Below are 19,950 nucleotides of genomic sequence, written 5' to 3' on the forward strand. Positions count from 1 at the left end.
TGGGTTTCCTTCCTTCGGTGAGGTCAGGTCCGGCGCCGCGCGGGCGGGCCGGTGTCGGCACCAGTCTAGTCGCCGACCGGCGACCGATCCTGGGCCGCCCACGACGGGCGCGGACCCCTCAGCGCGAGAGTCCCCGGGCCCTCGTGAGCAGGGTGCGCAGCGCGGATTCGGGGTCGACGTCGCGCGCCTCGGCCTCTCGCACCACGGCGAGCAGCCGCAGGGCGATGTCGGCGCCCCACTCCTCGGCGTCCGGGGCCGAGGCGGCGGACTTCGCGGCCGCGGTGAGCTCGTCGAGCCGGGCGTCGGACCGCGAGCGGTGGACGCTCTTCGCCGCCGCCTGGAGCGCGGGCAGGGCGTGCGGGATGCCGTCGAACCAGGCGGACGGGAGGGCACCGTTCGCGTCCGACCCGTCGGACTCCCCTGACTCCCCGGACCCGTCCTGCTCCGCCCGCTCCCGGGCCTTCACGGCATGCCACTGCGCGACGATCTGCTCGACGTCGCCGCGGTCGTCGAGCGAGTCCTCGCGGTCCGCGCCGAACACGTGCGGATTGCGCCGCTCCATCTTCCGGACGAAGGCCCGGGCCACGTCGTCGACGTCCCAGGCGGGGTCCTCCTCCTGCCCGAGACGGGCGTGGAACAGGATCTGGAAGAGCAGGTCGCCGAGCTCGTCGGGCAGATGAGCGGCGGCGGAAGGGTCCGACCCGTCGGTCCGCTCCTCGATCGCCTCGAGGACCTCGTGGGTCTCCTCGAGCAGGTAGCGGGCGAGCGAATGATGGGTCTGCAGCGCGCTCCAGGCGTCGCCCTCGGGGGCCCGCAGGGCGTCCATCACGGCGACCGCGCGCAGCAGCTCGCTCCCCCGCGCCGGGCTCCGGTCCTCCGACCCGTCCGCGCTCACGCCGCGTCCTCCGCCGGAGCCGGCTTCAGCACGCCGAGCACCTTCCGGGCCCAGGCGAGCAGCTCGTGGTCGCGCAGCTCGGTGCCGCCCACGCGCGAGGTCGTCGGCCGCGGGACGAGCACCTGGCGCACGGCGGGCTTGAGCATGGTGCCCGGGTACAGGCGCTTCATGCGCATGGCCACCGAGTCGGGCAGCTCGAGGTGGGCGAAGCGGATCATCTTGCCCTGGGCCTGGACCTCCTCGATGCCCGCGTCGCGGCACTCCAGGCGGAAGCGGGCCACGTCCAGCAGCACCTCGACCGCGGCCGGCGGCGCTCCGTAGCGGTCCGTGAGCTCGGCGCGGACCTCCTCGATGGTCGCCGGGTCGCTCGCGCCGGAGAGCTTCGAGTAGGCCTCGAGGCGCAGCCGCTCGGAGGCGATGTAGTCGTGGGGCACGTGGGCGTCGAGCGGCAGCTCGACCTTGACGTCCTTCGTGGGCGCGGTGGACTCGCCGCGGAAGGCCGCGACGGCCTCCCCCACCATCCGCACGTAGAGGTCGAAGCCGACGCCCGCGATGTGGCCGGACTGCTCGCCGCCCAGCAGGTTGCCGGCGCCGCGGATCTCGAGGTCCTTCATGGCGACCTGCATGCCCGCGCCGAGATCGGTGTTGGTGGCCAGCGTGGTGAGGCGGTCCGAGGCGGTCTCCGTGAGGGGCTTCGACCCGTCGTAGAGGAAGTACGCGTAGGCGCGCTCGCTCGAGCGGCCCACGCGGCCGCGCAGCTGGTGGAGCTGGGAGAGGCCGAAGCGGTCGGCGTTCTCGACGATCAGCGTGTTGGCGTTGGCGATGTCCAGGCCGGTCTCGACGATCGTGGTGCACACGAGCACGTCGAACTCCTTCTCCCAGAAGTCGACGATGACCCGCTCGAGCTGGTTCTCGTTCATCTTGCCGTGGGCGACCTGCACGCGCGCGTCGGGCACGAGCTCGCGCAGCCGCTGGGCGGTGGCGTCGATGTCCTCGACGCGGTTGTGGATGAAGAAGACCTGGCCCTCCCGCAGCAGCTCGCGGCGGATCGCGGCGGTGATCTGCTTGTCGTCCTCCGCGCCCACGTAGGTGAGCACGGGGTGTCGCTCCTCGGGCGGGGTCGCGAGCGTGGACATCTCGCGGATGCCGGTCACGGCCATCTCGAGGGTGCGCGGGATCGGCGTCGCGGACATGGACAGCACGTCCACGTTCGTGCGCATCGCCTTGAGGGTCTCCTTGTGCTCGACGCCGAAGCGCTGCTCCTCGTCGATGATCAGCAGGCCCAGGTCCTTGAACCGCACCTGCCCGGTGATCAGGCGGTGGGTGCCGATGACCACGTCGACGCTGCCGTCGCGCAGACCCTCGATGGTGGCCTGGGAGTCGGCGTCGGACTGGAAGCGGGAGAGCCCCCGCACGGTCACGGGGAAGCCCGTGAAGCGCTCGGTGAAGGTGTCCAGGTGCTGCTGGGAGAGCAGGGTCGTGGGCGCGAGCACGGCGACCTGCTTGCCGTCCTGGACGGCCTTGAAGGCGGCGCGCACCGCGATCTCCGTCTTGCCGTAGCCGACGTCGCCGAGGATCAGGCGGTCCATCGGGACGGCCTTCTCCATGTCGCCCTTGACGTCGTCGATCGTGGAGAGCTGATCGGGGGTCTCGACGAACTCGAAGGAGTCCTCGAGCTCGCGCTGCCAGGGCGTGTCGGGGCCGAAGGAGTGGCCGGGCGCGCTCTGACGCGCGGAGTACAGGCGCACGAGCTCGTCGGCGATCTCGCGGATCGCCTTGCGGGCCCTCGACTTGGTCTTCGCCCAGTCGGCCCCGCCCATGCGGTTGACCGTGGGGTCCTCGCCGCCGACGTACTTGGTGACCTGGTCGAGCTGGTCGCTGGGGACGTAGAGCCTGTCCCCCGGCTGCCCCTTCTTCGAGGCCGCGTACTCGATGACGAGGTACTCGCGGGTGGTCGCCTTGGCGCCGGAGCCGACGGTGCGGCTGGTCATCTCGACGAAGCGGCCGACGCCGTGGTGCGCGTGGACGACATGGTCGCCCGGGCGCAGCTGCAGGGGGTCCACGACGTTGCGGCGGCGCGAGGGGATGCGCCGCTCGCCCCCGCTGCGCCGCTGGCCGGTCTTGCCGGTGACGTCGCGCTCGGCGACCACCATGAGCCGCAGGGACTCGTCGACGAGGCCGTCGGCGAAGGGGCCGACGGTGACGATCGGCTCCCCCGGCGCGGGCGGCACGTCGAGCGGGTGGACGTAGCGGGCGGGCACGCCCTGCTCCTCGAGCGATTCGGCGGCGTGGCGGGCGCCGCCGCTGCCGGTCATCGTGACCACGATCCGCCAGCCCTCGGTGCGGCGGGCGCCGAGATCCTTGGCGATGTCCTCCCCGCGACCGGAGTAGCCGGGGTGGTTCACGGCGCGCGCGGTGAGGTCGACGTCGGTCTCGAGGCCGAAGGGCGCGAGGGTGTGCCAGCGCTGGCCGCGGGAGCGTGCGTGCTCCCGCACGTCCGGGAGCGGCACGAAGCTCGCCTCGCCCACGTCGATGGGCAGCCCGCCGCCGGCGGCGGCGCTCGACCAGGCGGCGGCGAGGAACTCGTCGGTCGTGGAGACCAGCTCCGCCCCGCGTGCGCGCACGCGCTCCGGGTCGATCACGAGGAAGCGGGAGTCCGCGGGGAGCACGTCGACGACCTGCTCCATCTCCCCCACCAGCACCGGGCTGAGCGACTCCATGCCGTCCACGGCGATGCCGGCGGCGATCCGCTCGAGCATGTCCCGCACGCCCGGGAGCTTCTCCGCCATGTCCCGGGCGCGCTCGCGCACGGTGTCGCTGAGCAGGATCTCGCGGCACGGCGCGGCGTCGAGCCCGTGGGGCACCGACTCCAGGGAGCGCTGGTCGGCGATGGAGAAGTACCGGACCTCGTCGACCTCGTCGCCGAACAGGTCCACGCGCACGGGGTGGGGCTCGGTGGGCGGGAAGACGTCGAGGATGCCGCCGCGCACGGCGAACTCGCCGCGCTTCTCGACCATGTCGGTGCGCACGTACGCGGCGTCGACGAGGTCCTGCTCGAGGCGCTCGAGCGGGTAGTCGTCGCCGACGCGGGCGCGCACGGCCCGCAGGTCCCCGAGGCCCTTCGCGATCGGCTGCAGCAGGCTGCGCACCGGGAGCAGGAGCACGCTGACGCCCTGCTCGGTCTCCGGGTGGGCGATGCGCCGCAGGGTCTGCAGGCGGCGGGCGACGGTGTCGGCGCGCGGGGACAGCCGCTCGTGCGGGAGGGTCTCCCAGGCGGGCAGCTCGGCCACGTGCGTCGTGCCGACCATCGCCTCGAGCGCGGCGCGGGCGTCCTCGGCCGCGCGGGTCGTGGCGGTGAGCACGACGAGGGGCGAGTCGGGGGTGGCGCTGCGCGCGAGGTCGGCGACGGCGAAGGGCACCAGGGAGGTGGGGGCGACGGTCGCCGAGTCCTCGACGGGGACGTCGGAGGCGGCCGGATCGGGGGCGACGAGCTCGCGCAGGCGCGTGAGGTCCTCACCGCTCGCGACGAGGTCGAGCAGCGGGGCGAGCGGGGCGGACGGGGCCGGCGGGGCCGACGGGGTCGGCGGGGTCGGCGCGTTCGAGGCGGTCATCGGGCCTCCCGGGAGTGGACGGTCTGCTGGGCGGCGGTGAGGCCCTCGAGGACGAGCAGCTCGAGCGCGTCGCCCGCCTCGTCGATCACGAGGTCGAGCTCCTTGCGCTCGGCGGGGCGGAAGGGCGCGAGCACGTGATCCGCGGTGTCCTGCCGGCCGGGCGGGCGGCCCACCCCGACGCGCACACGCAGGTACTCCTTGGTGCCGAGGGCCTTGGTGATGTCCCGCAGACCGTTGTGGCCGCCCTCTCCCCCGCCCCGCTTGAGCCGGAGGGTGCCGAAGGGGAGGTCGACCTCGTCGTGCACGACGATCACGTGCTCGGGATCGACGCCGTAGAAGGAGGCGAGGGCGGAGACGGGGCCGCCGGAGGTGTTCATGAAGCCGGTGGACTTCGCAAGGATCGTGCGGGCGCCCGCACCGGGCGGGCCCATGTGTCCCTCGATGACGACGGCGGGGGCGCGTCGCGCCGCCTTGAAGCGGCCGCCGGTCTGCGCGGCGACGTGGTCGAGCACCATCTGTCCGACGTTGTGGCGCGTGGCCGCATAGGAGGGGCCCGGATTGCCGAGGCCGACGACGAGGAACGTCTCGTTCGCGGTGGTCATGGGGCATCCTCCAGGGACGATGTGGGGCGGGGACCTGGGAGACGCTACCGAGGCGCCGCGCAGTGCGCGACGCCCCGGTGACGAGCTGTGAGCAAGCGATCGGAGGTGCGACCGCCCGGGCTCACTCCTCCTTCTCGGACTCCTCCGAGCTCTCCTCGGCGTCCTCCGAGGACTCCTCGCCCTCGGCGGTCTCCTCGCCCTCGGTCTCCTCCTCGGGCTCCTCCTCGACGCGCGGCAGCTGCACCGCGACGACGAGCAGCTCCGGATCGGTGATGAGCTCGGTGCCCTGGGGCAGGACGACGTCGCCGGCGAAGAGCTGGTAGCCCTCCTCCTGCTCCTCGACGGAGATCTCGATGCTCTCGGGCACCGCGAGGGCGTCCACGGAGAGGGTGAGCGACTGGGCGTCGACGACCGCGATCGCCGGGGAGACGGGCTCGCCGGTGACGTACACGGGGATGTCGACCTCGACCTTCTCGCCGCGGCGGACGAGGATCAGGTCGAGGTGGGTGATGTTGCGCGACAGCGGGTGGCGCTGGATCTCCTTGATGAGGCCCAGGTGCGACTCGCCGTCGGGAAGGGTCAGGTCCAGCAGCGCGTTGGCGTTGCGGGCCGCGAGCGCGGTCTCGTGACCGGGCAGCACGAGGTGCACGGGATCGGTGCCGTGGCCGTACAGGACGGCGGGGATCTTGTTCTCGGTGCGGATGCGGCGGGCAGCGCCCTTGCCGAACTCCTCGCGCTTCTCGACGTTCAGCTTCTCAGCCATGGGGATGCTCCTTGCGGTTTCCGGGCGGCGAGCGCACGCCGCGGAACCGGGCGCCCTCGCCGAGGGAGCCGTCCCGCACCGCGTCGATCACGGAGAGCGGATGCTCTCCCTCGCCGAAGTGACCCGGGGAGATTACCACGGCCGGGGCCGACGCGGGACGGCCGGGCGAGGGGCCTCACAGCCCCGCGCCCGGCCGTCCGCCGATGCGTCTGCCGATGCGTCCGCCCGGGGTCACACCTCGCCGTCGAAGAGGCTGGTGACGGAGCCGTCGTCGAAGACCGCGCGGATGGCGCGGGCGAGCAGCGGGGCGATCGAGAGCTGGGTGAGCCCGTCGAACCACTTCTCCTCGGGGATCGGCAGGGTGTTGGTGCAGATGACCTCGCGCACGCTGCTGCTGCGCAGACGCTCGGCGGCGGGGTCGGAGAGGATCGGGTGGGTGGTCGCCACGATGACGCTCGCGGCGCCGTTGGCCTTCAGTGCCTCGACGGCCTGCACGATGGTGCCGGCGGTGTCGATCATGTCGTCCACGAGCACGCAGGTCTTGCCCGCCACGTCGCCGATGACGCGCTTGGCGACGGCCTGGTTGGGCTTCTTGGGGTCGCGCGACTTGTGGATGAAGGCCAGGTTCACGCCGCCCAGGCGCTTGGCCCACTGCTCCGCCACGCGGATGCGGCCGGCGTCGGGCGAGACGACCGTGAGGTCCTCCTCCCCGTACTTCGAGCTCACGTAGTCCGCGAGGATCGGCAGGGCCATGAGGTGGTCGAGCGGGCTGTTGAAGTAGCCCTGGACCTGCGGGGCGTGCAGGTCCACGGAGATCATGCGGTCGATGCCGGCGGTCTCGTAGAGGTCGGCCATGAGGCGCGCGGAGATCGGCTCGCGGCCGCGATGCTTCTTGTCCTGGCGGGCGTAGGGGAAGGAGGGGGCGATCGCGGTGACGCGCTTGGCGGAGGCCCGCTTGAGCGCATCGATCATGATCAGGTGCTCCATCACCCACTGGTTGATCGGGGCGGGCGTGGACTGGAGCACGAAGGCGTCGGCGCCTCGCACCGACTCGCCGTAGCGCACGTAGATCTCGCCGTTGGCGAAGTCCCAGGCGTCCATCGGGAGCACGTCGACCCCGAGCTCCTCGGCGACCTCCTGGGCGAGCACGGGATGAGCCCTCCCGGAGACCAGGACCAGCCGCTTCTCGCCTGTCGCGGTGATACCGCTCATCAGTTCTCCTGTTCCTTCCCGTCCTCGGACGAAGACGTCTCCGACTCGCCTGCGCCGGCCTGGGCGGCGCGCGCCGCCTCGTCGGCGACGGTGCCGGGCCGTCGGCGCGAGGTCCATCCTTCCACGATCTTCATGGTGGTGTCGTTGACGGCCAGCGCCCCGGGCGGGACGTCCTGGAGGATCGTGGTGCCGCCGCCGGTCACCGCACCGTCGCCGATCTCGACGGGGGCGATGATCACGTTGTCGGCGCCGACCTTCGCGTGCCGGCCGACCCGCGAGCGGTGCTTGTCGACCCCGTCGTAGTTCGCGAAGATCGTGGCCGCCCCGATGTTGGTGCCCTCGCCGATCTCGGCGTCCCCGACGTAGCTGAGGTGCGGCACCTTCGCGCCGTCGCCGATCTGCGCGTTCTTGGTCTCGCAGAAGCCGCCGATCTTGCCGTCAGCTCCCAGCACGGTGCCCGGACGCAGGTAGGTGAAGGGGCCGACGGACGCGCCGGGCCCGATCTCGGCGAGCAGGGCGTGGGTGCGCACCACGCTGGCGCCGTCGTCGACCTCGGTGTCCTCGAGGGTCGAGTCGGGCCCCAGGCGGACGTCCTCGCCGATCGTGGTGGCCCCCAGCAGCTGCACGCCGGGCTGGATCACGGTGTCCTGGCCGATCGAGACCTCCGCGTCGACCCAGGTGGTCGCGGGGTCGACGATCGTGACGCCCGCGCGCATGTGGCGCTCGAGGAGGCGGCGGCGCATCTCGGAGCCGAGCTGGGCGAGCTGGACGCGGTCGTTGACGCCCTCGACGAGCGTCGCGTCCTCGGTGACCAGGGAGCGCACGGCGCCACCCTCGGCGCGTGCGATCGCGAGCACGTCGGTGAGGTACATCTCGCCCTGGGCGTTGTCGGTGGTGACCTGGCCGAGGGCACGGCGCAGCACGTCGACGTCGAAGGCGTAGATGCCGGAGTTGATCTCGTCGATCGCGCGCTGCTCCTCGTCGGCGTCCTTGTGCTCGACGATCGCGGCGACCTCGCCGGACTGCGCATCGCGCAGGATGCGGCCGTAGCCGGTGGGGTCGGCGACGCGGGCGGTGAGCACGGTGACGGCGCTCCCCGCGCCCTCGTGCGCGGCGACGAGCTCGGTGAGCGTCGCCGCGTCCAGCAGCGGGACGTCGCCGTAGGTGACGAGCACGGTGCCGGAGGCGGCGCCGACCTGCTCGAGGCCGCACTGCACGGCGCGGCCGGTGCCGGGGACGGCGTCCTGGTCCGCGATGACGACGTCCGGCGCGTGCTCGGCGAGGTGGCCGGCGACCTTCTCGCGCTCGTGGCGGACGACGGCGATCAGCTGCGCGGGCGAGGTGCCGCGAGCGGCCTCGATCGCGTGCAGCAGCAGGGAGCGGCCGCACAAGGGGTGCAGGACCTTGGGGATCCTGGATCTCATGCGGGTGCCGGCTCCTGCGGCGAGCACGATGACGGCGGCAGGTGCGGGGACGTTCACGCGGTTCTCCTCGGTGCGCTGGACGGGGCGCTGGCACGGTTCCGGATCCGGCGCCGACGCGAGCGCCGGCGGACCGTTCCGCCATCAGGACTCGAACCTGAAACTTCAGAACCAAAATCTGAGGTGTTGCCGATTACACCATGGCGGAGCGCCCCGGGGCGGGGCCATCGGGATCCTATCGGCCGACGTCGGGCGGGCGAGCGGCGGGGCGAGGCGTGGGAGACTCGCCTCATGGCCACCGCCTCCGAGAAGCCGTCCGCCCGCGCCGCCGGTCCCCGCGCCCGCGCCCCGCGGATGAGCGGGCGCGAGCGCCGCGAGCAGCTCGTGGTGATCGGCCGCTCGGTGTTCGCCCAGAAGGGCTACGACGCCACCAGCGTCGAGGAGATCGCCGCCCGGGCCCAGGTCTCGAAGCCGATCGTCTACGAGCACTTCGGCGGCAAGGAGGGTCTGTACGCGGTGATCGTGGACCGCGAGACGTCCACCCTGCTGGGAGCGCTGGAGGCGGCGCTGGACGATCATCGCGCCCATCCGCGCACGCTCATGGAGCGCGCGGCGCTCGCCTTCCTCACCTACATCGACGAGCGCGAGGACGGCTTCCGGATCCTGGTGCGGGACTCCCCCGCGACCCATCAGGGCGGCTCGTACTCGACGCTGCTCGGGGACGTCGCCGCGAAGGTCGAGTCGATCCTCACCGCGCAGCTGCGGCTGCGCCGCTACACCGCGGCCGACGCCGCCCTGTACGCGCAGATGCTCGTGGGCATGGTCGCCTTCACCGGCCAGTGGTGGCTCGAGACGCGCATCCCCGCGAAGGAGGACGTGGCCGCACGGATGGTGAACCTCTCCTGGTTCGGCCTGGGCGCCCTGCAGAAGGATCCGCAGCTGCGCGGGAAGTGAGGGCGGGTCTGGGGCGGGGAGTGAACGCGTGGATCCAAGGCGGGGATCGAGTTCCGCCCTGGTCCGCATCAGCTCCGCCCCGGCGATTCCGTAGACTCGCCCCCATGCCGCCTGCCGCCCCACGCACCGACGAGGTCGATCGGATCGTCGCCGGCTGGGCCCAGGCCCGGCCCGACCTGGACACCTCGCCCCTCGAGGTCTTCTCCCGCATCTCGCGCCTCGCCCGCCATCTGGAGTCCGCGCGCCGCGCCGCCTTCACCGCGACGGGCCTCGAGGGCTGGGAGTTCGACGTCCTCTCGGCCCTGCGCCGCGCGGGAAGCGAGCCCCTGAGCCCCGGCGCCCTCATGCGCCAGACGCTCGTGACCAGCGGAACCATGTCCACCCGCCTCGAGAAGCTCGCCTCGCGCGGGCTCGTGCGACGCGAGAAGGATCCGCGGGACGGCCGCGCCGTGCGCGTGAGCCTCGAGCCCGCGGGCACCGAGAAGGTCGACGCCGCCATGGAGATCCTCCTGGAGGCCGAGCGCGAGGTGCTCGGCGGCGGGCACGAGGGGCAGCGGGCCGACGGCGAGATGCTCGCCCGGGCGCTGCGCGAGCTGCTGCTGCCCTTCGAGACCGAGAACTGACGCACCAGAACCACCGACGCGAGCCCCTGCCACCGGCACGGGACCGCGGGAACCGACACGGGAGCCCGACCGCATGGCCCATCTGCTGGGAGCCGAGAAGATCCACGTCGCCCTGCCCGACCGCGTCATCCTGGACGCCGTCACCCTGGGCATCGAGGACGGCGACCGCATCGGCGTCGTCGGACGCAACGGCGACGGCAAGTCCACGCTGCTGCGCGTGCTCGCGGGGACGCAGACGCCCGACGACGGACGCGTGACCGTGCGCGGCGGTCTGCGCGTGGGCGCGCTGTCCCAGCAGGACGTCGCCGAGATGGGGGAGAGCGTCCGCTCGCGCGTGGTCGGCGACCGTCCCGAGCACGAGTGGGCCTCGGATCCCCGGATCCGCGACGTGCTCTCGGGCCTGCTGGGCGAGCTCGACCTCGACGCGGAGCTCACGAGCCTCTCCGGCGGGCAGCTGCGCCGCGTGCACCTCGCCGAGCTGCTGGTGCGCGACGTGGACGTGATGCTCCTGGACGAGCCCACGAACCATCTGGACGTCGAGGGCATCTCCTGGCTGGCGGGCCACCTGAAGAGGCGCTGGCCCTCGCGCAGCGGCGGCATCGTGGTCGTCACCCACGACCGCTGGTTCCTCGACGAGGTCTGCACCCGCATGTGGGAGGTGCACGACGGCGTGGTCGACCCCTTCGAGGGCGGGTACGCGGCGTACGTCCTGCAGAGGGTGGAGCGCGACCGCCAGGCCGCCGCGATCGAGGCCAAGCGCCAGAACCTCATGCGCAAGGAGCTCGCGTGGCTGCGCCGCGGGGCCCCGGCGCGCACGTCGAAGCCGAAGTTCCGGATCGACGCCGCGAACGAGCTGATCGCCGGCGAGCCGCCCGTGCGCGACGCGGTCGAGCTCACGCAACTGGCGACCTCGCGTCTGGGCCGCGACGTCATCGACCTCGACGACGTGACCGCCGGGTACGAGGGGCGTGCGGTGTTCGAGGACGTCACCCTCCACGTGGGGCCGGCGGACAGGATCGGCGTGCTGGGCCCGAACGGCGCCGGCAAGTCGACGCTGCTGGCGCTGGTCACCGGGGATCTGGAGCCGATGGCCGGGCGCGTGAAGCGCGGGAAGACCGTCACGGTCCAGCAGGTGACGCAGAAGCTCGAGGGCCTCGCCGATCATCTGGACGAGCGGGTCAGCGATGTCGTCGGCCGCTACCGCACCACGTTCCGGGCGGGGAAGGACGAGGTCACACCGGGCCAGCTGCTCGAGCGCCTCGGTTTCACCACCGCCCATCAGAAGGTTCGGGTGGGCTCCCTGTCCGGTGGGCAGCAGCGCCGGTTGGATCTGCTGCTGACGCTCCTGGACGAGCCCAACGTGCTGGTGCTCGACGAGCCGACGAACGACATGGACACCGACATGCTCGCGGCCATGGAGGATCTGCTGGACACGTGGCCCGGTCCACTGATCGTGGTCTCCCACGACCGGTATCTGCTCGAGCGCGTCACGGACCTCCAGTACGCGGTGCTGGACGGTCACGTGCGGCACCTGCCGGGCGGCGTCGAGCAGTACCTCGCGCTCCGTGCCGATGGAGCTGGTGGAGTTGGTGGGGTCGGTGGGGTCGGCGGAGCTGGTGGAGGCGGCGCAGGGGCGTCGTCGGAGGAGTCCGCACAGGCCACCGGTGCTCAGCCGACGGCGGCTTCCCCCGCCACGGGGCTCTCGGGTCGCGAGCTGCGGGAGGCCCAGAAGGCCCTGTCGGCCGTCGAGAGGCGGATGGAGAAGCTGACCCGGCGGGCCGAGGAACTCACCGCGCAGATGACCTCGCACGATCCGGGTGACGTCTCCGGCCTCCAGGAGCTCGGCGCGACGCTCCAGGGCGTCCAGGGCGAGCTCGCCGAGACCGAGGAGCGCTGGCTCGAGCTGTCCGAGCAGGTGGGCTGAGCGCGGGGCTCTCTCCGTGGAGACGGTGCCGCTGATGCCACCGGTACTGGCGTTGGACGCGCCCTGGTCGGGTCACTCGTAGAATCCCCGCCCGATCACGGCGTGCCGCACTCCCCCTGCCGGGTTCTGCACGTCGCCGGCGAAGCGCGGGATCAGGTGGAGATGGGCATGCGGGACCGTCTGCCCCGCTGCTCGTCCCGCATTGAACCCGACGTTGTAGCCGTCGGGAGCGAGTGCGCTGTCGAGCTCATCCTTGCAGCGATCGACGAGGTCCCACGCGGCGGCCCACTCGCGTGCGGCGGCATCGAACCAGGTCACGATCGGTCGGAACGGGATGATGAGTGTGTGCCCGGGGGACACCGGATGGGTGTCGCGGAGGGCGAAGACAAGAGAGTTCTGCGCGACTCGCTCCTCCGCGGGGACCTCGAGGAACACAGACGTCGGAGAGTGTTCGTCCGGCGCCGGACTGGGATCGCTCATACCGCCGATCCCACTCCCCCGGTCACCTCGCTGCAAGCTCGTTTCGAGGCGTGCTTGTAGAGGGGCACGGTGGTGTGCCCCTCTACAGGTGGGGGTGGTGCTGCTTGCGGGGTTGCTGACCTTGCCGCCTTGCGATGGCGGGTCGGGCTGGTGGGTCAGAAGGGTGGTGGTCCGGGGTCGAACTTCGGAGGCGGAGCCTGCTGCTTGCGTGGTCGTCGGGTGGTGGCGCTGATGGGGATGTCGCCGTCGTACTGGAACGTCGGGAGCGGTTGATATCGACGCCGGACGGGTTTCTCGACGGGGACTTCTTCGAGGTCGGGGGCGCCGGCGTGGTCCATGTCCATGCGGGGCCACGGGTCAGGTGGCCCGGGCCGGATCGGCCAGGGCGAGTCCAGCCGAGCGGGGTCGGGCGATGGCGCGTCTGCGCCGTTGCCGGTTTCGGTGTCGCGGCGTTGTTCGAAGTCGTCCTGCCTGCGTTGCATCGAGTCCCAGACGGCGTCGAGCTGTGCGACGGCTTGTGGGGTGAGGAGGTCGGTGTCGTCCTCGCGGAACACGCGGAAGCGTTCGTGCACCTCCCACACCGTGCCCGCGGTCCCTGCCGGCGACTCGTCCGCCTCCACACGGATCGGGTCGAGCTTGCCAGCGGTTTTCATCGCGTGGTGGAACCAGCACAGGAAATGCAGGTTCTCCACCGCCGTCCGACCACCACATACCGGGTCCGCGTGGTTGTACTCCACGATGTGATCCGCTTCGGAGGCCACCGAGGCGGTGCGTTCGCAGCCGGGGACGCCGCAGGATTGGCCGCGCAGTCTCAGGTGTTCGAGCATCGCCCCGGTCGGGCGGTACTTGTCCGCCGGCCGCGGCAAGAACTCCCCGCTCGAGGGATCGGTCAGGACCCGGAACCATTCCTCGCTCTTCCCCGCGATCTCACGGGCCATCTGCGCGGGGATCGGGGTCCCATCCTCGAGGACGCCCGGGGCGTCGTCGCCGCCGACGAGGGTGAGGAAGGGGACGAGGACGTTCAACCGGAACCTGGCCTCGGGCACAGTGATGCCGCCGGTGTCGAGCTGCGCGGCATGGGCGAGGTGGTAGCGGATCAGGTTCAACGACAGTGGCATGCCCTCGTTCTCCACCCGACGATCCGGATCCAGGGGGATCTCCGTGCCCTCCATGAGGGCGTGACGCTGGGCGTTCTGAATCGCCCGCGCCGCCTGATCGAACTTCCCCGCCAATGCCTTGATCTCCGGGGCCGGGCCGATGATCCGCAGTGAGGCGACGCCGTCGAGAGTTCCGGGGTCCAACACCAAGCGACGGCGCGTGGCGGAGACTTCTTCGGGTTCCTTCGGATGCCGCTGCTGAATCTTCGCCACCAGGAGTTCGAGGCATTTCGTGAACACCCTCGGCATGATCGCCAAACACCACGACGCAACCGTGACATCCACCAGCACCATCTCCGCCGGCGTGAAATACGCGGTCCGCCGCAACAGGGTCCGGAACCACTCCGCCGGGAATTTCCCCGCCTCCAACGCCTGGGTGCAGCGCGGGAGGAGGTCCACGGCCCGGTGGGCGTCGGTGATGGCTTTGGAGGCCTGCCCGCGGGTGCAGCGCATCGCCACAGCGACCATCAGGTCCTGCTGCTCGACCTCGAACGGGTCGGCGTCCATGTCCTCGCGCCCCGCCCAGAACGGCGCCAGCGCCACGAAGCGGCGGGAGAGTTCGTAGGACTCGTCGACCCCTTCGTCCCAGAGGGCACGGACCTGCGCAGTGAGCTCCGCATCCGGGCGGGCCTTCACCCTGCGCGCCACCACATCCCGGCAGACCGCCTTTTTGGGTTCCTTCACGATGAACAGAGGCTTCACGCCCTCCGGGGGCGCGGCCACGAAGCGGGGCGTGTGGGCGTGCATGTCCTCGCGCTGACGCTCGGTCATCTTCTCCAGGTCGTCGAGGACCGAGAAGGTCGACTCGATCGCCGGCTCCCCGGGAAGGTCCAGACGACCCTGCGACTCCGGCTGCTCGACTGCACTCACACCACCCACCCCCTTCCCTGGCTATCCATGAATCGGCACGCGCTCTCTCGATCGAGAACACTGATTCAACGGACGCATCCAGAAGATCCTTCGGCCTCACCCATGAAACCGTGATCCCCGTCGCCCGATCGATATGTCTGATTCTATCCCGCCGCGCCGCGGAAAACCAGACCTCTATCAAGAATGTGGATAAGCCGGAGAAAAACTTCCCCTCCTCCATGCCCACTGGCCCCTCAGTGGATAACCCCGTGGAAAACACCCCATTGTGGAGGAACCGATTCCCCGCCGAGGACTCGACGACGGCACCCCGACTTCCGGCCCGACCCACTGTGCTCGCACAGCAGACACGGTGCGCCAATGCGTCCTTCCATGCCGGGACCAACTCGCCACCTTGCCCGGGCCGCTGCCCCGGGACGCCTCAACCAGCCCCGTGGCCTCCGGCATCGAGTGTCATCCGGGCGACGTGCAGGGCGAGGTAGGAGACCTCGTCGGCGGAGAGCGCCTCCCCCAGACGGAGCTGGACGATCGTCGCGAGCTGTTCGGCGGTGCGGGTGGCCTCGGGATAGTTCTCGCGGATGCTGAGTCCGATCGTGGACTCCTGCCCGCCCAGCTGGCGTCGGGACTGGATGCGCACGAACAGGTAGCGCACATGGGTGATGAACCGGGCGGCGCTCATCGAGCGGCTGTCCAGGTCCAGGCCGAAGCGCTCGGAGACCACGGCGAGCATCTGCTGGATGACGCCGGTCATCGTGTAGGTGAAGGCGAGATCGCCGGACGCGAAGCCGGCGTTGACCAGATGCAGCGCGAGCGCCGTCGCCTCCTCGGGGCCCAACGCGGGGTCCACGTGCTCGTTGATGGCGTCGAGCAGGCCCCTGGCGCGCTCGTACTCCCGTCCGTACAGGGTCTGGACCTCGGCGCGCAGCGGGTACTCCATGACCTGGCCGCGGCGCGCGCGATCCAGCGCCCCCGCGACGTGGTCCGCCACGGCGATCGCGAGGGTCGGCCGGGTGGACTCGCGACCCTCGATGCCCGCGGTGCCCAGCGCGATGACGACGGCCCGCAGCACCTCCTCGTCGATCATCGAGAGGGCCTCGGCGAGGTGGTCGGGGTCGCGGCCGTCGACCGGGACGAAGACGCGCACGATCGCCTCGGCGTCGACCTCGTCGCCGGGGCGGGCTCGGAAGCCGAGGCCGCGACCGGTGAGGATGACCTCCTGGCCCTCGCCGTCGCGCGAGAGGACCACGTTGTTGTTCAGGACGCGGAGCACCTTCATCGCGGCTCCTCCCTTCCTCGCCCGTCGTCGATCTCCGACCTCGTCGTCGGCGGCTCGGCTCCGGGAACTCCTCAGGACGTCTCGGCGACCCCGGACCTTCTCCTGCTCCCTGCGCTCCATCCTGCCGGATGAGCCCGCCCCCTGCGCAGAGAAGAGGCCGACGGCCGCCGACGGCGCGCCCCCATGGGAGACGCGCCGTCGGCCTCTTCGAACCGCCCGACTCAGCGGCGCACGCGCACCATGGTGTCGCCGGCGGCGACCTCGCCGTCCCCGACGGGCTCGACGCCCGCGAGGGACGCCGTGTTGGTGATGGTCATCAGCGTGACCGTCGGGTGCCCGGCCGCGCGCACGGCGTCGAGGTCGACGGTGACCAGCAGATCCCCGCGCGAGACCTTCTGGCCCTGCGAGACGGCGACGTCGAAGCCCTCGCCCTTCATCTGGACGGTGTCGATGCCCACGTGGATGAGCACCTCGACGCCGTCGGAGGTGAGCAGGCCGATCGCGTGCCCGGTCTGCGCGACCGAGGCGACCGTGCCGTCGACCGGGGCGAGGATCCGCCCGTCGACCGGCTCGATGCCGACGCCCTCGCCGAGAGCACGGGAGGCGAAGACCGGATCCCCTGCCTCGTCGAGGCCGACGACCCTGCCGCCGACGGGAGCCGCGATCTCACGCAGCGCTCCGCCCGCGGTCGTGGTCGCGGTCGTGGTCGCGGTCGCGGTGGCGGCGCCGGTCACGGCGCCGCCACCGGCACCGGCGCCGACACCCGCACCCATCGGCACGGCCGCAGCGCCGACCTTCTCCTCCGCCCGCTCCTGCGCGCGCTCCTCGGCGCTCGCCTCGACAGCGCCCTCGGCACCGGCCGCGTCGCCGCGGTGGAAGGCCTCGAGCTCGTCGCGCCGGGCGTTGGCCTCGGCGCGCTCGGCCGGGTTCATGTAGTCCGAGAAGTAGACGAGGACCATGGAGATCACGAAGGCCGCGGCGATCGCGATGACGTAGACGCCCATGGGGTCGAAGACCGGGATGGTCAGCAGCGACGTGAAGGCGAAGGCGCTCGTGTCGACGCCGCCCAGCAGGCCCACGATGAGACCGCCCGCGAGGCAGCCCACGAGCATGCGCGGGTAGATGCGCTTGAAGCGCAGGTGGATGCCGTACAGCGAGGGCTCCGAGATGCCGCCGAACAGGCCCGCGAGCAGTGCGCCGGTCGCGGTCTGACGCATCTCGGTCTCGCGATGGCGCAGGGAGAGCAGCAGCACGCCGGCGGTCGCGCCGAAGCACGCGAAGTTCCACGTGCCCATGGGGCCCTGGATGAAGTCGTAGCCGAGGGCGTTGATGTTCTGCAGCATGAGCGCGTTCAGCGGCCAGTGCAGGCCCAGCGGGACCAGGAACGGGTAGAGCAGCGGGATGAGGATCGCGAAGACGATCGGCGCGTGCGAGTTCAGCCAGGAGAGGCCGATGCCCAGGCCGTTGCCGGCCCAGATGCCGATCGGGCCCAGGACGAAGGCGGTCACGGGGATCATGATGAGCATGGCGAAGAACGGCACGAACACGAGCTGCACGTTCTGCGGGAACACCTTCTGCAGGCCCTTGTAGAGCAGGGCGAGCAGGGCGACCATGATCAGCGGCACGAACACCTGGCCGCCGTAGTCGTTGAGCTGCATGGGCAGGCCGAACACGCTCGCCACGCACTGCTGGGTGCCGAGCGTCGCATTGGTGGTGCAGGTGACGCCGGGGATCCCGGAGTCCGCGTTGAGCATCCCGGTGAAGTTCGGGGTCATCACGGCGGCCATCACGGCGGCGCCGACCCACGGGTCGATCGCGAGCTTCTTCGCCGCGTTGTAGGCGACCATGACCGGCAGGAAGTACAGGACCGAGCGCCACATGGCGTCGACGAAGACCCAGGTCGCGGACTTGTCCTCGGCGCGGAAGTCGACGACCCCGAGGGCGTCGAGCACCGAGGCGATCGCGATGATGAGGGAGGCTCCGAGCAGCACGCCCATGAGCGGGCGGAAGGAGTCCGAGAGGTACTCGAAGAAGCTGTCGAGCCAGGCGAAGCGGCCGCGGCTCTTCGCGCGGATCGCGGCCTTGACCTCGGCGTCGGAGCGGGGACGTCCCGAGGCGCTGCTCATCACCGGCAGGTTCATGATCTCGGAGTAGACGCCGGCGACGGCGCCGCCGATGACGACCTGGAAGCGGTCGCCGGACTGCGGGACCGTGCCCATCACGCCGGGCAGGCCGTCCAGGGACCCCCGGTCGACCTGCTGGCCGTCGCGGAGCTGGAAGCGCAGCCTCGTCGCGCAGTGCGTGAGGCTCTCGATGTTCTCGGGGCCGCCCACGCCGCGGACGATGTCCTCCGCGATCGTGCCGGTCCCGCTGGGGGGTGTGCTCATGGCTGCGTCCTCGCATCCTCGGGGTGCTGCATTCGGGCATGAAAAAAGACCCGGGATGCGCCCCTGCGGGGTGCGTCCCAGGTCTTGCCTCCCCGTTCCCGGGAGCCTCGGGCCGACGGCCGCGGGCTCCCCGCGGGGAGTCACAATCCTGCGAACGAGATCGTTCGGCGAGGACTATAGCACCCCGGCCGCGCGGCGGGTCACGACGCCTGCGACGCCTGGACCCAGGCGAGGTGCTCCTCGTCGATGTCGCCGGTGACGTAGCGGCCGTCGAAGCAGCACATGTCCAGGTCGGTGAGCTCGGAACCCTCGACGATCGCGGCGCGCAGGTCCTCGACCTCCTGGTAGACGAGGTGGTCGGCGCCCAGCACCTCGGCGATCTCGGGGATCGAGCGCCCGTGGGCCACGAGCTCCTCGCGCGAGGGCATGTTGATCCCATACACGTGGGGGTGGCGGATCGGGGGCGCGGCGGAGGCGAAGGTGACGGAGGCGGCGCCCGCGCGGCGGGCCATCTCGATGATCTGCTGGCTGGTGGTGCCGCGCACGATCGAGTCGTCGATGAGCAGCACGTGCTTGCCGCGGAACTCGAGGGACATCGCATTGAGCTTCTGGCGCACGCTGCGTCGGCGCACGGCCTGACCGGGCATGATGAAGGTGCGGCCGACGTAGTGGTTCTTGTAGAAGCCCTCGCGGTACTCGATGCCGAGCCTGCGGGCGACCTCCATCGCGGCGGGCCGCGAGGAGTCCGGGATCGGCATCACCACGTCGATCTCCTCGACGGGCACGTGGGCGGCGATGGTGGCGGCGAGCCTCTCCCCCATCCGCAGGCGCGACTCGTAGACGCTCACGCCGTTCATCACGGAGTCGGGACGGGCGAGGTAGACGTACTCGAAGGCGCACGGGGTGAAGGCGGCGGGGGATGCGCCCTCGGCGGCCGCGCACTGGCGCATGAACAGGGCTCCGTCGTGGCGGATGAAGACGGCCTCGCCGGGCTCCACGTCGCGGACGATCTCGTAGCCGCCGTTCTCCAGGACCAGGGACTCGCTGGCCACGGCCCACTCGTCGTGCTGCTCGCCGGTCGCTCCCGGGCGCCGCCCCAGGATCAGCGGGCGGATGCCGTGTGGATCGCGGAAGGCGAGGAGGCCGTGGCCGGCGATCACGGAGATCACGGCGTAGGCGCCGCGGATGCGGGCGTGGGTGCGGCCGACGGCCTCGAAGATCGCCTCGGGCTCGAGGAGCTCGGAGGACGTGGTCTCCTGCAGCTCCCCGGCCAGGACATTCACGAGCAGCTCGGTGTCGCTCGTGGAGTTCACGTGGCGGCGGTCGTGCCGGGCCATCTCCTCGGTGAGCTCACGGGTGTTGGTGAGGTTCCCGTTGTGGATGAGGACGATCCCGTAGGGCGCGTTGACGTAGAAGGGCTGCGCCTCCTCCTCGCGGGAGGCCTCGCCCGTGGTCGCGTAGCGCACGTGCCCCAGGCCCGTCCCGCCGCGCAGGGCGCGCATGTCCCGCGTGCGGAAGGCCTCGCGGACCATGCCCTGGCCCTTGGCGATGTGCATCATCCCGTCCGCCTCGGCGGTCGCGATCCCGGTCGCGTCCTGCCCACGGTGCTGCAGCAGCAGGAGGGCGTCGTAGATGTCCTGGTTGACCGGCCCGTTGCCGACCATGCCGACGATTCCGCACATGGGGTCGCGTCCCGCTCCGTCCGAACCTTGCGCCCGCCCCTGCGGCGGACGGCACCGAGCTCACGCTACAGGCGACGCGCCGACGAGGCCGCGTGA

At 71.4% G+C, this 19,950-nt stretch carries 14 protein-coding genes and 1 tRNA gene; 3 read left to right on the top strand and 12 right to left on the bottom strand.

Annotated elements, in window-relative coordinates:
* Positions 1–118: 118 nt before the first annotated feature.
* The 7 genes from Bra3105_RS03675 to Bra3105_RS03705 form a co-directional block, all read right to left on the bottom strand.
* Complete coding sequence (locus tag Bra3105_RS03675; RefSeq protein ID WP_228358641.1) at positions 119–895, bottom strand: MazG nucleotide pyrophosphohydrolase domain-containing protein; 777 nt, start codon at positions 893–895, stop codon at positions 119–121.
* A complete protein-coding gene (gene mfd / locus Bra3105_RS03680; protein WP_228358642.1) occupies positions 892–4,506 on the bottom strand; it encodes a transcription-repair coupling factor in 3,615 nt (1,204 codons plus the stop codon). The genes Bra3105_RS03675 and mfd overlap by 4 nt, the downstream gene beginning before the upstream one ends.
* Positions 4,503–5,108, bottom strand: a complete 606-nt coding sequence (pth, locus tag Bra3105_RS03685; protein WP_228358643.1) for an aminoacyl-tRNA hydrolase — start codon at positions 5,106–5,108, stop codon at positions 4,503–4,505. The genes mfd and pth overlap by 4 nt, the downstream gene beginning before the upstream one ends.
* Before the next feature lie 121 nt (positions 5,109–5,229).
* The gene (locus Bra3105_RS03690; protein ID WP_228358644.1) at positions 5,230–5,871 is read right to left on the bottom strand and encodes a 50S ribosomal protein L25/general stress protein Ctc; all 642 of its coding nucleotides are present in this window, start codon (positions 5,869–5,871) and stop codon (positions 5,230–5,232) included.
* A 231-nt stretch (positions 5,872–6,102) separates the two neighbouring features.
* Positions 6,103–7,083: a ribose-phosphate diphosphokinase gene (locus Bra3105_RS03695; protein WP_152353240.1), complete on the bottom strand. Its 981-nt coding sequence runs from the start codon at positions 7,081–7,083 to the stop codon at positions 6,103–6,105.
* Positions 7,083–8,564 (bottom strand): bifunctional UDP-N-acetylglucosamine diphosphorylase/glucosamine-1-phosphate N-acetyltransferase GlmU, encoded by a 1,482-nt coding sequence (gene glmU / locus Bra3105_RS03700; protein ID WP_228358645.1) that lies wholly within the window; start codon positions 8,562–8,564, stop codon positions 7,083–7,085. Before glmU ends, Bra3105_RS03695 begins: the two co-directional genes overlap by 1 nt.
* 76 nt (positions 8,565–8,640) lie before the next feature.
* Positions 8,641–8,712, bottom strand: a tRNA-Gln gene (locus Bra3105_RS03705).
* A gap of 83 nt (positions 8,713–8,795) precedes the next feature.
* On the opposite strand from Bra3105_RS03705, the gene Bra3105_RS03710 reads away from it, so the two are divergent.
* The 3 genes from Bra3105_RS03710 (at position 8,796) to Bra3105_RS03720 (ending at position 12,005) form a co-directional block, all read left to right on the top strand.
* Complete coding sequence (locus Bra3105_RS03710) at positions 8,796–9,458, top strand: TetR/AcrR family transcriptional regulator (protein WP_228358646.1); 663 nt, start codon at positions 8,796–8,798, stop codon at positions 9,456–9,458.
* A gap of 104 nt (positions 9,459–9,562) precedes the next feature.
* Complete coding sequence (locus Bra3105_RS03715) at positions 9,563–10,081, top strand: MarR family winged helix-turn-helix transcriptional regulator (protein ID WP_228358647.1); 519 nt, start codon at positions 9,563–9,565, stop codon at positions 10,079–10,081.
* A 73-nt stretch (positions 10,082–10,154) separates the two neighbouring features.
* Entirely contained in the window at positions 10,155–12,005 is a 1,851-nt protein-coding gene (locus Bra3105_RS03720; RefSeq protein WP_228358648.1) for an ABC-F family ATP-binding cassette domain-containing protein, read from the top strand.
* 72 nt (positions 12,006–12,077) lie between these two features.
* Here the strand turns inward: Bra3105_RS03720 and Bra3105_RS03725 are convergent, their stop codons facing one another.
* From Bra3105_RS03725 to purF, 5 genes are all read right to left on the bottom strand, one after another.
* A complete protein-coding gene (locus Bra3105_RS03725) occupies positions 12,078–12,485 on the bottom strand; it encodes an HIT family protein (RefSeq protein ID WP_228358649.1) in 408 nt (135 codons plus the stop codon).
* A gap of 155 nt (positions 12,486–12,640) precedes the next feature.
* Positions 12,641–14,365 (bottom strand): HNH endonuclease signature motif containing protein, encoded by a 1,725-nt coding sequence (locus Bra3105_RS03730; protein WP_228358650.1) that lies wholly within the window; start codon positions 14,363–14,365, stop codon positions 12,641–12,643.
* Positions 14,366–14,930: 565 nt separating this feature from the next.
* The gene (locus Bra3105_RS03735; protein WP_228358651.1) at positions 14,931–15,785 is read right to left on the bottom strand and encodes a PRD domain-containing protein; all 855 of its coding nucleotides are present in this window, start codon (positions 15,783–15,785) and stop codon (positions 14,931–14,933) included.
* A gap of 221 nt (positions 15,786–16,006) precedes the next feature.
* Complete coding sequence (locus Bra3105_RS03740) at positions 16,007–18,172, bottom strand: glucose PTS transporter subunit IIA (protein ID WP_228358652.1); 2,166 nt, start codon at positions 18,170–18,172, stop codon at positions 16,007–16,009.
* A 200-nt stretch (positions 18,173–18,372) separates the two neighbouring features.
* The gene (purF, locus tag Bra3105_RS03745; protein ID WP_228358653.1) at positions 18,373–19,854 is read right to left on the bottom strand and encodes an amidophosphoribosyltransferase; all 1,482 of its coding nucleotides are present in this window, start codon (positions 19,852–19,854) and stop codon (positions 18,373–18,375) included.
* Positions 19,855–19,950 lie beyond the last annotated feature (96 nt).

This window comes from Brachybacterium halotolerans subsp. kimchii (genome assembly GCF_020792675.1).
GTDB classification, from domain to species: domain Bacteria; phylum Actinomycetota; class Actinomycetes; order Actinomycetales; family Dermabacteraceae; genus Brachybacterium; species Brachybacterium halotolerans.

Bases quoted from the DNA above. Each gene is read 5' to 3' on its own strand.
- mfd (WP_228358642.1), bottom strand. From the start codon at position 4,506: ATGACCGCCTCGAACGCGCCGACCCCGCCGACCCCGTCGGCCCCGCCG.
- pth (WP_228358643.1), bottom strand. From the start codon at position 5,108: ATGACCACCGCGAACGAGACGTTCCTCGTCGTCGGCCTCGGCAATCCG.
- Bra3105_RS03690 (WP_228358644.1), bottom strand. From the start codon at position 5,871: ATGGCTGAGAAGCTGAACGTCGAGAAGCGCGAGGAGTTCGGCAAGGGC.
- Bra3105_RS03695 (WP_152353240.1), bottom strand. From the start codon at position 7,083: ATGAGCGGTATCACCGCGACAGGCGAGAAGCGGCTGGTCCTGGTCTCC.
- Bra3105_RS03710 (WP_228358646.1), top strand. From the start codon at position 8,796: ATGGCCACCGCCTCCGAGAAGCCGTCCGCCCGCGCCGCCGGTCCCCGC.
- Bra3105_RS03715 (WP_228358647.1), top strand. From the start codon at position 9,563: ATGCCGCCTGCCGCCCCACGCACCGACGAGGTCGATCGGATCGTCGCC.
- Bra3105_RS03720 (WP_228358648.1), top strand. From the start codon at position 10,155: ATGGCCCATCTGCTGGGAGCCGAGAAGATCCACGTCGCCCTGCCCGAC.
- Bra3105_RS03725 (WP_228358649.1), bottom strand. From the start codon at position 12,485: ATGAGCGATCCCAGTCCGGCGCCGGACGAACACTCTCCGACGTCTGTG.
- Bra3105_RS03735 (WP_228358651.1), bottom strand. From the start codon at position 15,785: ATGAAGGTGCTCCGCGTCCTGAACAACAACGTGGTCCTCTCGCGCGAC.
- Bra3105_RS03740 (WP_228358652.1), bottom strand. From the start codon at position 18,172: ATGAGCACACCCCCCAGCGGGACCGGCACGATCGCGGAGGACATCGTC.
- purF (WP_228358653.1), bottom strand. From the start codon at position 19,854: ATGTGCGGAATCGTCGGCATGGTCGGCAACGGGCCGGTCAACCAGGAC.